Here is a 13740-nt window from a genome sequence, read left to right as displayed (position 1 = left end):
CTCCTGCACAACCGCCATCGGCAGACAACGCAACGGGGATCGCCGCTAACAGCGAACGGCGCGGAACGCAAGAAAAACGAGTCGCCCGCTTGGGCTATCCGGCCGCTCGGGCCAGCATCTCGCGCGCGTGCGCAAGCGATGTCTCGGTAGCATCGCCCGACAGCATGCGCGCGATTTCGGCGGGACGCTCGCTTTCGGGCAGCTGCCGCAGGTCGGTTTCGGGCATGGCCCCCTCGTCCCCCGCAGCCTTGCGCACCACGTAGTGCGCCTGGCCTCGGACGGCCACCTGCGCGAGGTGCGTGACGACGATCACCTGGTGCGTGCGCGCCAAATCGGCCAGCACGTCGGCCAGCGCCACGGCGGTCGAACCTCCCACGCCCGCATCCACCTCGTCGAACACAAGCGTGTCCACGTCGTCGACCTCGCCCAGCACCACCTTCACGGCCAGCATGACGCGGCTGACCTCGCCGCCCGATGCGATGCGCGCGAGCGGACGCGCCTGCATGCCGGCGCCAGGTCGGAACAGGAACTCCACGGCCTGCGGGCCCGCCTTCGTCCACTGAACGCGCTCGAGCGGTGCGAGGTCGCACACCAGCTGCGCCCCGCCCATTTCCAGGCGATCCATCTGCGCCGTCACGGCTTCGGCGAACCGCGGGGCGGCCTCGGCGCGCGCGTCGGCCAGCGCGGACGCCGCCTGCGCGAGCGCCTCTTCGGCCAGGTCGAGCTCCCGCTGCGCCGCGCGTTCGCGCTCGGCGGCATCGTCCACGAGCGATACGAGGTCGGCCGCTTCGGCGCGACGCGCCAGCACGTCTTCCATGCGCGGACCGTACGTGCGCAGGAGCCCTTGCAGCGAAGCCATGCGCTCTTGCTGCTGCGCCAGCGTCTCGGGGTCGAACTCCACGCCCTCGCGGTAGTCGCGCGTCTCGCGCGCCATGTCCTCCAACACGTAGCCCGCCTCGCGCAACGCGTCGGCGAACTCGCCCAGCTTGGCATCGTAACGCGCCGCACCGTCGAGCGCCGCCACCGCGCTGCCCAGCGCGTCGATGGCCCCCTGCTCGCCCGCAAGCGCCTCATGCGCCCCGTTCGCAGCGACAGCCAATGCCTCAGCATGCTCCACGCGGGCGAGGTCGTCCAGCAGCTCGTCGTACTCGCCCTCGCGCGGATCCACCGCGTCGATGCGCTGCAGCACGAAGCGCGCCTCGTCGAGCTTGGCCGAGGACGCCTCGCCCGCCTCGCGCACGCGCGTCAGCTCGGCCGCCGCCGCGTTCGCCGTCGCGAACGCCTCCTCGTAGGCGGTGCGCGCCTGTACCACCGCGTCGCCCGCCCAGGCATCGAGCATACGAACATGTTGGGACGTTTTCATGAGCTGCTGGTGCTCGTGCTGACCGCACAAGTCGATGGTGGGAGCAATGGCGCGAGCCAGCTCGCCGACGCTGGCCATGCGGCCGTCGATGGACACGCGCGAACGCCCGTCCGAGGTTACGCGGCGCATGGCGACCAGCTCGACGGGAACGCCGTCGTCCGCCTCCCCGCTTTCAACCGCGTCAGCGGAAGACCGGCCCGCAAGATCGTCGGAAGACGCAAAGCCGGAAAAGACGGCGCCGTAGAACCTCCCCGACACGGAGAGGGCTTCCTCGCCGTCGCGGACGGCGTCTTTGTCGGCGCGCGCACCCATGAGCAGCTTCAACGCCGAGAGCAGCGCCGTCTTGCCCGCGCCCGTCTCGCCCGTGAGCACGGTCAGCCCGCGCGCCGGCACCAGCGTCGCCTCGCGGATCAGCGCCAGGTTCTCAACTTGGATCTCGTCGATCATCGCGCACCTCTTACAGCCTCGTTCGTTCCAGAGCCATCAAGTATAGCAGCGCGAGGGCGCGCCGCCGAAGCGGATTCGCCCAGTCGCTCAAACCGCTTAAACCTAGCGCAGGGTCCACGCCTTTCCGACGCGCGTTACGCGCCGTGGCTCACAGCGCGAACCGCTCCTTCGCGCTCGTCGGCTTGGCCTGGGCGCGATGATGCTCCATGAGGTACGCCACGCAGTCGGTGCGGTTGCAAGCGCGCAAAAGCTCGATCTGCCGATCGAACGAGGCATCGTCGATAAAACCGGCCTTGACCAGAGCTTCCACCATGTTCCGATCTCCCTCGCGCGCGATGCGCTCCTGGGCCTCGCGCCCGTAGCCCCGCAGGTGCGACACCAGAACCGAGCGCATGTCGTCGGCGAGCCGGTAGGGTACGGCCAGCCGGTGCAGCAGCGCGCCCAAACGATCGGGCAGGTTTTTCCCCGACCGCAGAAGCTCGTCGTAGCGCCCGAAGTCGAACGGAACGCCGTCGGAGGCGTCCGTCAGAAAGCAGGTGAGCAGCTGATCGGCCGACACGTGCACGATCGCCCCCACGTGCGACAGGCGGCACACCGCGTACTCGAAGCTGCCCTCCCCGACCGAGCGCACGCTCGCCGGGATAAGCACGGGCCCCTCCAGCTTACGCGACCAGAAGCAGTGCGCGCCGATGGAAACCAGCCCTTCGGGAAGGATCAGGCGCTTCGTGCCGCGGCATGCGTTGTCGCGTTCGATGATGCGCACGGTTTCGGGTACCACCACCGAGGCCGGCGCGAACGGCAGGGCTCTTACGCCGATGCGCACGAGCGGCCGCCCTTCCACCTGTCGCGGAAGCGCCAGCACGTCGCTCGCGCTGGCCGACACGTAACCCACGGTGGAGCCCGCTTCCCCCGAGGCCGCGAACTCCGTGGCCGCCTCGGCAGCCGCCGCAGCGGGCGAAAGCGCGCAGACGTCGGCATCGTCTGCAACCTCGTCTTTGCCGCGCACGGCCACGGCGCGCACCGCAGCCTGCTCGGCGAAGCGCCGCGACACCGATATCGGCTTCGGCGGCCCCGCTACCAGCACCGCGCCCTCCGCGTCGAAGTCGTACCAGCATCCTTCCAACTCGACGGCTGCCGGCCCCGCCAGACGGACGCCGCGCTTGCGAAGCGCGCGGTACGCGGGAGCCTCGACCGGGCAGCGCCAGACCGCGTCGTCCCAGCTGCGAGAGTCAACGCGCGCAAGCGCCGCCGAGCAGTCCACCACCGCAGGGGGCTCGCAACCGTCCGCAAACGCCGACGAAGCCACGCGCTCCACCCCATCGGGCAGGCTCACGCGCTCGCCGTACGGAGAGGCCAAGAACACGAGCTCCCGTCCGCCGTCCGAAAACAGGTTGCCCTCGCGCGCCAGATAGCGCGCGTTTCCGGCATCCACCGAATACTCCCGGCGCGCCAACCGCGGCGAGACTCCCGCCAAATCGCAGCGCTGCTCTCCTAGCTGGCTTACGCCGCGCCCGATATGGATCCGCTGCGCCGACATCGCTGCGAACGCGTTCGCAGCGATATGCTCCACCGTGTCGGGCACCACCAGAAGCAGCACCCCCACGCCCTGCACGAAGCGGCGCGCGAACGCTTCCACGGCCACGCGCACCACGGGGATCCCGTCCACGTACGCGGGCAGCAGAACCGCCAAATCGTCGCTCTGCCCCACCGCCGCAGCGAATCTCCGCAGATCGAACGCGGTCAGGGCATATCCGCCGGGCACCTGCCGCACCCCCACGGCTCCGCGGAGCCCTTCCTCCATACGAGCGCGCGGCGTCTCCTGCGCGTCGGCGGCATCGCGTTCGGCCGCCTGGGCAAGCAGCTCGTCGAACTCGCCCATCCACAGCGCGCCTGCGGAATACAGATCCCCCTCGCGACCCGCACCGCCCGCGACGTCGCCGGCTTCCCCTTCGGCAGCCCAGGCCCGATAAGCCGGAAGCTGCGGAGACCACACTTCGCCCTCCACCGCCCGCGCAGCCTCGACAACCTCCACATCGCGCGCGTCGAGGCGCACCGGATTCTTGATCGCATGATCAAGCAATTCTTCGATCGGCGCATGAGCACCATGATAGACCAGCGTGTTCTCCATCATAGTATTGTGCTACCTCCCAAAAACCTCTCGGCAACGAGCCTGTTTACCCTTGGCTTCCCCCATGCTACACTGCGGGAAGCGACGAAGGCAAGAGCCGCCGCGAAGCAAGCACGCGCTTCGCGCACGCACATTCGTTCAAAGGAGCATCATGGCCGTCGAAGCCGTCGAGCCGCTTGCCCGCCAAGCGCTCGACCTTGCGAAAAACGCGCTGCTCGTGAACCTGCGCTTCATGAACGCTGCGTTCGCGCGCCTGCGCCCTTTCCCCGTGCGCGATGCCACGCTGGCCACTGACGGCCTTCACATCCGCTTCGACCCCGCAACGCTCGCGCGCCTCTACGCCGCGGAACCGGCCGAACTCACTCGCGCCTATCTGCACATCGTGCTGCACAACGTGTTCCTGCACCTCTACCCCGGCCCGCACGTGGACGTTGCGCGCTGGGACGCCGCATGCGACATCGTCGTGGAACGCACCATCTCCGAACTCGACCTGCCCGCCACCCGCACCGCTCGCGCCGAGCGCCAGCGCGCGACCCTCGCGCGCATCGACGCGGCGCTGCCGCTGGCAACCGCAGAAACCGTGTACCGGTACCTGCAGGATGAGGGGCTCGACGATGCCGAGCTGGCCGATCTGCGCGCACCGTTCTACATGGACGACCATGAGCCCTGGTACCGCCTCGCAGCCGCAGAGGAGGCCCGCAAAACGAATTCGGAAGAGGGCGAACGCGATGAGGGGGCGGACGCGCAGGACGGAGCCGCGTCGGCCCAATCCGCCACGAGCGGAACCGACATGGAGATGCCGTCCGATGCCGACCAGGCGAAGCCGAACCACAAGTCGCACCAGGCGGTCAGCCAGGACGACATCGTGCAGAAAGAGGCTCCCGAACAGGTAGGACGCTCCATCGACGACCGCTTCGCCGACACGGTGAACCTAGATCGGTCCAAGGAGCAGTGGAAGAGCGCGGCCTACGAGATGGGCGTGCAGCTTGACGCCTACGCGAAGCTGTGGGGCGTCGAGGGCGCGAACCTTGCCATGAACCTGCGCGCCGTGACGCGCGAGAAGCAGGACTATCGCGAGTTCCTGCGCAAGTTCGCCCGGATGGGCGAGCAGATCCGCGTGAACGACGACGAGTTCGACTACGTTTATTACTGCTACGGGCTCAAGCGCTACGGCAACCTCCCGCTCATCGAGCCGTTGGAATACGTGGAAGAGCGGCGCATCCGCGACTTCGTCATCGCCATCGACACCTCGGCCTCCACCAAGGACGGCCTCGTGCGCCGTTTCATCGAGAAGACGTACGCCATCCTCAGCCAAGAGACCAGCTTCTTCGCCGACATGAACGTGCTCATCGTGCAATGCGACGCCGCCATCACGGACGTCGCGCGCATCTCGAACCTGCGCGATCTGGACGACTACCTGGACGGCCTCGAGATCAAAGGATTGGGCGGCACGGACTTCCGCCCCGTGTTCGCCTACGTGGACGACGCCGTGGAGCGCGGCGACCTCGTGAACCTGGGCGGCCTCATCTACTTCACCGACGGGCAGGGAACCTATCCCGCCCGCAAGCCCGATTACGACACCGCGTTCGTCTTCGTCGACGACGCCTCGGCCGCCGCGAGTCCGAACGTCCCTGCGTGGGCCATGAAAGTGGAGCTCGACGAAACCGTCGTATTGGAAGAAATGTCCTAAAAGGTGCCTGTCCCCTTTTAGGACATCAACTCGCAAGGAGAGCAATCATGGACATCCGTCAGGCAAAGCAGCAGATCAAAAACGCCATGCTGGCGTACTTTTCGAAGGACGAGTTCGGCAACTACCGTCTGCCCACCGAACGGCAGCGCCCCGTGTTCCTGCTGGGCGCGCCCGGCATCGGGAAGACGGCCATCATGGAGCAGATCGCCCAGGACCTCGACGTGGGGTTCGTGTCGTATTCGATGACGCACCACACGCGCCAAAGCGCGCTCGGCTTGCCGTTCATCGCGAAGAAGACGTACGACGGCGTGGAATACGACGTGTCCGAATACACGATGAGCGAGATCATCGCCGCCGTGTACGACGCGATGGAGGCCACCGGCAAGCGCGAGGGCATCCTGTTCCTCGACGAGATCAACTGCGTGTCGGAAACGCTGACGCCCGCGATGCTGCAGTTTTTGCAGTACAAGATCTTCGGACGCCACCGCGTGCCCGACGGGTGGATCGTGGTTACGGCCGGCAACCCGCCCGAGTACAACCGCACGGCGCACGATTTCGACATCGCCACCTGGGACCGCCTCAAGCGCATCGACGTGGAGCCCGATTTCGCCGCCTGGCGCGACTTCGCCGTGGAGACGGGCGTGCACCCCGCCGTGCTCACGTACCTCGATATCGAGCGCGACCACTTCTACCGCGTGGAGACCACCGTGGACGGCAAGTCGTTCGTCACGGCGCGCGGCTGGGACGACCTCTCCGCCATGATGAAGCTGTACGAGGAGCAAGGCGTCCCCGTGGACGAGCTGCTGATCGGGCAGTACGTGCAGAACGCCGAGATCGCGAAGCGCTTCTCGGTATACTACGACCTGTTCACGAAGTACCGCGCCGACTATCAGATCGAGCGCATACTGGAAGGCTCCGCCGAGCAGAGCGTGGTCGAGCGCGCCCGCGAGGCCGCGTTCGACGAACGGGTGTCGCTCATGGGGCTGATCACGGACGCCTTGGGCGGACGGCTGCGCGACGCCGTGATGGAAGAGCGCGCGGTGGAGTTCGCGCACGGACGGCTGGCGGCGATGCGGGATGCCATCCTGAGCGAAGCGAACGGAGCGAGCGCAGTCGAAGGATCCCCTGCGGCGATAGCGATCGACGACGCGAACGCGCTGCCCCTCCTGCGCGAAGAAGCTGCCTCGCTCCAAGCGCGCTTGGACACCGAGCGCAAAGCGAGCCTGCTGTCGGACGAGAAGTACGTGGCCTACCAGCGCGCGCTTGCGCTGATCGACCGCGCGCTGCGTTGCGACGCTGCGGGCGGCGGGGTTCCGTTCTCGCAGGTGAAAACTTTGTTCGGGGAAATGGTCGACGCGCTGGACGCGCGCATCGCGGCCGTGTCGAGCGCGCTGGACAACGCCTTCCGCTTCGTGGAGGACGCGTTCGGCAACGGCCAGGAGATGCTGCTGTTGGTCACCGACTTATCGGTGAACCGCTATGGCATGGCCTTCATCAACGACCACGGCTGCGAGCGCTACTTCGCCCACAACGAGGACCTTCTGTTCTACGAACGAGGAGCCGACCTGGCCGACCGCATCAACCGTCTGGATCTGACAGAAGAAGAGGCTTGATAAACGAACTGATGTTCTATATAATGAAGCACATCGTATTCACTGGTCGGGTGCTACCCTAACTTTCCCGTAAAGGACAGCCGCCTTCTCGAAAGGAGGCTGTCCTTGGAACAGATCTACGATCCTTCCCCGGACGAAGCCGTCTATCAATCGGTTCGCGCCGCACTCGAAACCGCGCGCACGAAAGCGGCGGCGGCAATCAACGACGCAATGGTTTCCGCATATTGGGAGATCGGCCGGCAAATCGTCGAAGCGCAGGGCGACCGCGCAGAATACGGCCAGCATCTGATGGAATACCTGTCCGAGCGGCTGACAGCCGAATTCGGGAAGGGGTTCACGGAACGAAACCTTCGCGCCATGCGCCAGCTGTATCTTGCATATCCAATTCGGCACACATTGTGTGCCGAATTGAGCTGGTCGCATTATCGCCTGATCATACGCATAGATGATCCCGTCCGTCGCGACTTCTACGTGCGCTCCGCCGTCGAAGAGCGCTGGACGGTGCGGCAGCTCGACCGGCAGATCCACTCGTTCTACTACGAACGACTTTTGGCCACTCGCGCAGAAGGAAAAGACGAGGTTCGACAAGAGATCCAGAACCTCGAGCCGCCAACTAAAGCCGACGGCATCCTCAAAGACCCTTACGTACTCGACTTCCTCGATCTGGGTGGCAACTCGAACTACCTGGAAACGGATTTAGAGCAAGCGCTCATGGACAAACTCCAGCAATTTCTATTGGAGTTGGGAAAAGGGTTCTCGTTCGTCGCGCGCCAGCAGCGAGTCAGCGCCGATGGCGACCACTACTACATCGACCTCGTGTTCTACCACTACATCCTCAAATGCTTCGTCCTGATCGACCTGAAAACCGGGAAGCTCACGCCCCAGGATGTCGGGCAGATGGACTTCTACGTTCGCCTATTCGACGACCAGTGCACCCAGCCTGACGACAATCCCACCATAGGCATCGTCCTCTGCGCGAATCGCAACGAAGCGGTGGCCAAGTATTCCGTCCTCGCCGATAAGAAGGGAATCTTCGCATCGCAGTACGTGCTCTGCCTGCCAACCGAGGAGGAGCTGTCGCAAGCCTTAGAAGCAACCTGCCTGCTCGCAAGCGAAGAAGAATAATCACGCTCCGGCAAAACTAAGCATCTTCGCTCGTAAAACACGCGTTGGGAGCCGAGGCGTGTTTTGCGAGCGAAGATGGCGCCCCGCCGCCGCGAAAGGCGGCGGGGCGCACATTCCTATGCGCAGTACGCCTTGATGGCATCGCGGAGGAATTCCGCAGCGCCGGGGGCGACAGCTTCGTAGTAGGCCTTGAAGCGATCGTCGGCCACGTACATCTCGGCCAGGCCGAGGTGCGCGGCCTTTGAGTACGTTCCGTCCTTCCAGAATTCGCACAGCCATTGGCGGTGCAGGTCGGCCGCGCGGTGCGCGTCCTCGCCCGTCGGATCGCCCGCAGCCATCGCTGCCGCCAGCGCATCCTTGACGCCCTGCTCCAGCTTCTGGGTTTGGCGGTACTGCTCGACGCTCATACCCATGAGCTTCGCGTTGCTCGCATCGGCCGCATCGTCGCCCCAGCGTTCGCGCACCTCCTTGCCGTAGTGCTGCTCGTTCTCGCCCACGAGGCCTTGTTTGAACGCCTCGAACTTCTCTTCGTCTTCCATAGTTGCAGAACCTTCCATACAGGCGAGCGTCTTCTCCACGCTCGCGATCAATCCGTCGAGACGCTGCTTGCGCGCGTGCAGCTCGCGCAGGTGGCCGGCCAGCGCGTCGCGCGCATCGAACGCGGGGTCGTCCAGCAAACGCCCGATGGCAGCAAGCGGCATGCCGCATTCCCGGTACAGCAGCACCTGATGCAGCCGGTCGACTTCGGCCGCGCCGTAGCGCCGGTACCCGTTGTTGGCGCGTTGCGCGCGAACGAGCCCCAGCTCGTCGTAATGATGCAGCGTGCGCACCGTGCATCCCGACAGCTCGGCCAACTCGTGCACCGTGTACCCGCCGCCCGCCCGTTCCCGTTCCATGAGCGCCTCCTTTCCTGCGTGCAACCAGCGTACACCCTCACGTTACGTGAGGGTCAACAGACGCGTGCAATTTTTTTTCGACCGGATTGAGGTTGCGCGGCGCTCCCCTCGCCAGACGTTATTCGAAAGAAGGGCACGTGCTGATCGAAGTGGACAAACAGTACTAATGTTTCACGTGAAACATTCCGATTCGGGCTCGCTTACCGCATGCGGCCCATGCGCAGACGCAGCACGCCCTTGGGACATACGTCGGCACAGGCGGCGCACTGGATGCATTCGGCGTCGGCGACGGCACCGCCGGCCAGGAGGTCTTGCACCGGCAGGCTCATCGGACACGCGCGGTCGCACTTCCCGCAGCCGATGCAGCCATTCGGATCGGCCTCGATGCGCAGTTGCGGAACCCGCAGCGCCGAACCCAGTTTCTCGCCCAATACCATGAACGGCGCCATCCAGCAGATGCAGTGGCACATGGCGCGACACCCCAAGAACAGATTGGGAACGAAGAACAGCGCCACGATGCCGAAATAGATAGGCAATCCCAAAGGGCTGTTCATAGACACGCCGCCCGGTATGCCGTACAACGGGTCGACCGTCGTGAAACCACCGGCGATCCATGCGCACGCTACGATGGAGCACACCCACGGCACCCAGATCACATACTTGACGCGCGCCCTCCACCCCAGTTTCGCGGGCTTGCCTACGGCGGTCGCCTCAAGCTCCTGCAGGCCGCCCGCCGGGCACAACCACCCGCACCACGCGCGACGCAGCACGATAGCCAACAAGAACTGCAGGCAGAACACGAGCATGCTGGCAGCCACCGCCCCTTCCAAGGCGCCCTCGATGATCAGCGCCGGTGAGAAGTAGAAGATGATGACCGGGAACAGCAGGAACGACACGAGCAGCGCCAACCGCCGCGCGTTCTGCCGCTTCCTTCCCCGCTCGCGCTGCGCGCGTACCTCGTCGGCCGATCGCACCGCCGACCCGCGCACCTTGTCGGCCGACCGCGCGCCAACACGTCCTCGCCCGCCTCGCGCCGGATCATTCGGTTCCTCCACTCGCGTCACGCCCGAAACGACATCATGCAACATGTGTTCTGAAACACCCGATGCTTCACGTGAAACATCGCTCGCACAATTTCTCTCCGACTCCTCCATGGTTTCCCTCATCTCACCAACGTCAGCAGACCCGTGAAGGCCTCGTTCAAGCGTTCGCCCAGTTCCTCGTCGGAAAATTGCGCGCCAGCAACCAGCATGGCCGCCATACCGTGGGTGTACACGATCATGTGCAGGTACAGCGCGCGCGCCGCCGCGGGCGACAGATGCCCCAGCTCCTCGATGCATTGCTGCACGCCGTCGACGGCCACGCTCTCGTACACTTCCGCGAAGCTCGTCGCCTCCATGTGCGGAGATAGGTACAGGAATTGGAACAAATGACGCTCCGTGCGCGCAAGGCGCAGATGCGACAACCCGTTCGCCTCGAACGCATTGCGGCCGTCGTCCACATGCTCGCGGTTGTACGCCGCGACCCACGCGCGCGCATGGTCGTACAGTGCGCGCACGAGTCCTCGCATGTCGCCGAACAAGCTGTAGATCGGCTGCACCGAGCAGCCCGCCCGCTCGGCCACCGTCCGTGCGCTCAGCGCCGTTTCTCCCCTCTCTCGCAGCAAGCCCAGTGCAGCATCGAGCACCGTCTCGCGCCCCACTTTCTGCTCCGGCATCCTCACCCTCCCGTATATTACAACCGTTATATAACGTTTGTAATATACGGTATGTCAACAGCACCGTCAAGAGATGCGACGAATCCCGGCAACACCTTCCTTTCATCTTCGTGACGGCGCATCGTCGGGCAAAGCACGGCTCGCCATCGAAACCCCCCTGCGAAATTCCACACGCACGAGGGGTCCTACAATCGGCGCTGAAATCGTTCGCATACGAAAGGAGTTCCATCCATGAAGAACGTTGAGGAGCGACGCAACCGCACTATCGCTCGCGAGGCAAACCACCATGCAACCATGCGCGCGCCGCATATCGACAAGACGGCCATCAGTCCGTACGACGACTACTGCGACGGATACGGCATGCCCGGCGCCTACGGCAACGGCTACGTGTCCGTGCTGAAGGTTTCGGCAGGCACGGTGGAGAAGACCAACGACGAGCTGGTCGACCGCATCGTCACGTACGACAAGGCCGAGGCCGCCGATGCGTACGTCGGCCAGATCAACATGCTGACCGCCTCGTCGTTCTGCGGCATGGCCGGACAGGTGTGGGGCTACGACCTCGCCCGCCACGACTCGGTCGACAACGGCAAGAGCAAGCCGCTGTTCACCGAGAAGCAGTGGAACGGCCGCGAGCTGGAAGTGTACGACGCCGCCCCGCTGCTGAGCGCAGGCGTGGAGCTGTTCGGCACCGAGCAGAACCGCCGCTACCATCCCATTCCGGGCGCGCACACCATCTGCGCGAACAAGGGCGTCGTCGCCTACCGCCCGAAGACCGACCGCCCGCTCAAGGAGGGCGAAGGCTACGGCGTGTGGTCCTTCATCGCCATCTCCCTTTCCGCCGATCGCGACTTCGCGGCCGACCTGTTCATCGAGGATGCCGGCGTGTGGACCGAGAACGACAACGAAGAGGACATGATCGCGTTCCTCGAGCAGCATCGCAAAGCTATCGTCTGGTCCGTCGTCGAGTGCGGCCGCGACCAGAACGTGCTGTTCGACCGCACCTACGTGGGCTTCGCTCACCGCATGATGAAGCCGGGCGAGATCGGCAACGCCATCACGGTGGGTCCCTACGTCACGCTGGCCCGCAACGCCGTGCCCGCTACCGGATTCGCCTCGCTCAACAACCTGCACCTGTCCGACTGGCTCAAGCAAATGGACTTCGAGCCGCTCACGGACATCGCGTAACCGACGGTATCCCCCTGATCGAGCCGTCCAGGCAACCCCCGGGCGGCTCGATCACGTTTAGACAAGGACTGGAAACATGGCAGACAAAACCGCTTCCGGTTCCGGCGGATCATCGGCCCAGGACAGCTCGAAAAAAGTTGGCCTGATCGGCCTGGTAGGCATCGTCATCAGCGCCATGATCGGCGGAGGCATCTACAACCTCCCCCAGAACATGGCCGCAGACGCCTCCGCAGGAGCCATCATCATCGCCTGGGTCGTCACCGGCATCGGCATCTGGTTCATCGCGAACACGTTCCGCATCCTGTCGGCCGCGCGACCCGAGCTCACGAACGGCCTGTACACGTACGCCGAGAAAGGCTTCGGCAAGCTGATCGGCTTCTTCGTGGCGTACGGCTACTGGATTTGCAACTGCTTCGCGCTTGTTGCCTACTCAGTGCTCGTCATGGCCACGCTGAACTACTTCGTGCCCGACTTCACGGGCGGCAATAACATTCCGTCCATCATCGGCGGCTCCATCATCACGTGGATCATGTACCTGCTGGCCCTGCGCGGCGCGAAGTCCACCAGCTTCCTGAACATCATCGGCACCATCGGCAAGCTGCTGCCCGTGTTCATCTTCATCCTGGCCGTGGCCACCGTGTTCAAGTTCTCGGTGTTCATGGAAGGCTTCTGGGGCATGAAAGACGGCGTGGCATTGACCTTGGACTTCAGCAACGTCATGCCTCAGGTTTCGTCCACGATGCTGGTCACGCTGTGGCTGTTCCTGGGCATCGAGGGCGCCGTGGTCGTGTCGGGCAAGGCGAAATCGCAGGCCGCAGTGCGCAAAGCAACCACCATCGGCTTCCTCGTCACGCTGGCGCTCTACATCGTCGTGTCGCTTCTGCCCCTCGGCGTGTACTCGCAAGCGGAAGTCGGCAGCATGGCCGACCCGTCGATGGCGGCCATCATGCTGAAGTCGTTCGGAAAATGGGGCGAGATCATGGTGAACGCCGGCGTGATCGTCTCGGTGCTGAGCTCCTGGCTCGTCTGGATGCTCATGCTGGGCGAGATGCCGCTGGCCGCCTCCAAAAGCGGCATCTTCCCCAAAATGTTCGTGAAGGAGAACAAGAACGGCTCGCCGTCCACATCCCTTCTGTGGACCACTATCGTCGTGCAGGTGGTGCTCATCATCTCGTTCTTCATAGGCAACAACGCCTGGACCACGATGATCAGCATCACCAGCGTCATGGCGCTTCCGTGCTACTTCTTCTGCACGCTGTTCCTGTTCAAGATCGCCGTCAAGAAGGAGTACCCGTCCGGCATCTTCGCCAGCCGCGGCATGGCCGTGTTCACGGGCGCGGCCGGTTCGCTGTACGGACTGTGGCTGATCTACGCGGCCGGCCTGAACTACCTCATGGTGGCCTGCATCGTGTACGCCATCGGCCTGCCGCTGTACATCGTGGGCGTGCGCCAGCACGACCGACAGGCGAAGCTGTTCGAGAAGCGGTCGGACAAGGTCATCCTGGCCGTGGTGCTGGCGCTCGGCATCGCCGGCCTTATCTACTCGGTCATCACGTTCGGGAACATCCATATCTAG

The 13740-nt window shown here is 64.6% G+C and carries 10 protein-coding genes; 5 read left to right on the top strand and 5 right to left on the bottom strand.

Features of this window, described 5'->3' with window-relative positions; all coding sequences use genetic code 11:
* Positions 1-94: 94 nt before the first annotated feature.
* Together recN and GT613_RS01295 are read right to left on the bottom strand one after the other, a co-directional pair.
* Positions 95-1810, bottom strand: a complete 1716-nt coding sequence (gene recN / locus GT613_RS01300) for a DNA repair protein RecN (RefSeq protein ID WP_009306619.1) — start codon at positions 1808-1810, stop codon at positions 95-97.
* 148 nt (positions 1811-1958) lie between these two features.
* Complete coding sequence (locus GT613_RS01295) at positions 1959-3941, bottom strand: leucine-rich repeat protein (protein ID WP_009609452.1); 1983 nt, start codon at positions 3939-3941, stop codon at positions 1959-1961.
* A gap of 148 nt (positions 3942-4089) precedes the next feature.
* Between GT613_RS01295 and GT613_RS01290 the strand changes: the two genes are divergently transcribed.
* From GT613_RS01290 to GT613_RS01280, 3 genes are all read left to right on the top strand, one after another.
* On the top strand, positions 4090-5628 hold the full coding sequence (locus GT613_RS01290) for a VWA-like domain-containing protein (RefSeq protein WP_009609462.1): 1539 nt from the start codon (positions 4090-4092) through the stop codon (positions 5626-5628).
* Between the two features lie 47 nt (positions 5629-5675).
* A complete protein-coding gene (locus GT613_RS01285) occupies positions 5676-7241 on the top strand; it encodes an ATP-binding protein (protein WP_015761219.1) in 1566 nt (521 codons plus the stop codon).
* Between the two features lie 105 nt (positions 7242-7346).
* Positions 7347-8366, top strand: coding sequence for a YhcG family protein (locus GT613_RS01280; RefSeq protein ID WP_015761220.1), 1020 nt, complete (start codon positions 7347-7349; stop codon positions 8364-8366).
* 116 nt (positions 8367-8482) lie between these two features.
* Here GT613_RS01280 and GT613_RS01275 read toward each other — a convergent pair whose 3' ends face one another.
* From GT613_RS01275 to GT613_RS01265, 3 genes are all read right to left on the bottom strand, one after another.
* Positions 8483-9262: a MerR family transcriptional regulator gene (locus tag GT613_RS01275; RefSeq protein ID WP_161172472.1), complete on the bottom strand. Its 780-nt coding sequence runs from the start codon at positions 9260-9262 to the stop codon at positions 8483-8485.
* Between the two features lie 200 nt (positions 9263-9462).
* Positions 9463-10236: a 4Fe-4S dicluster domain-containing protein gene (locus GT613_RS01270; RefSeq protein WP_226844160.1), complete on the bottom strand. Its 774-nt coding sequence runs from the start codon at positions 10234-10236 to the stop codon at positions 9463-9465.
* Between the two features lie 188 nt (positions 10237-10424).
* Positions 10425-10979 (bottom strand): TetR/AcrR family transcriptional regulator, encoded by a 555-nt coding sequence (locus GT613_RS01265; protein ID WP_015761222.1) that lies wholly within the window; start codon positions 10977-10979, stop codon positions 10425-10427.
* Positions 10980-11210: 231 nt separating this feature from the next.
* Here GT613_RS01265 and hdcA point away from each other — a divergent pair, with 231 nt between their 5' ends.
* Complete coding sequence (gene hdcA / locus GT613_RS01260; protein ID WP_009609386.1) at positions 11211-12164, top strand: histidine decarboxylase, pyruvoyl type; 954 nt, start codon at positions 11211-11213, stop codon at positions 12162-12164.
* 76 nt (positions 12165-12240) lie between these two features.
* Positions 12241-13740 carry a basic amino acid/polyamine antiporter gene (locus GT613_RS01255; protein WP_009609358.1) on the top strand — a complete coding sequence of 500 codons (1500 nt, stop codon included), beginning with the start codon at positions 12241-12243 and terminating at the stop codon, positions 13738-13740.

The sequence above is a fragment of the Eggerthella sp. BIOML-A4 genome (genome assembly GCF_009875575.1).
Lineage (GTDB): Bacteria > Actinomycetota > Coriobacteriia > Coriobacteriales > Eggerthellaceae > Eggerthella > Eggerthella lenta.
Note: the sequence above shows the minus strand (reverse complement) of the source record. Positions and strands in the feature narration are given on the sequence as shown.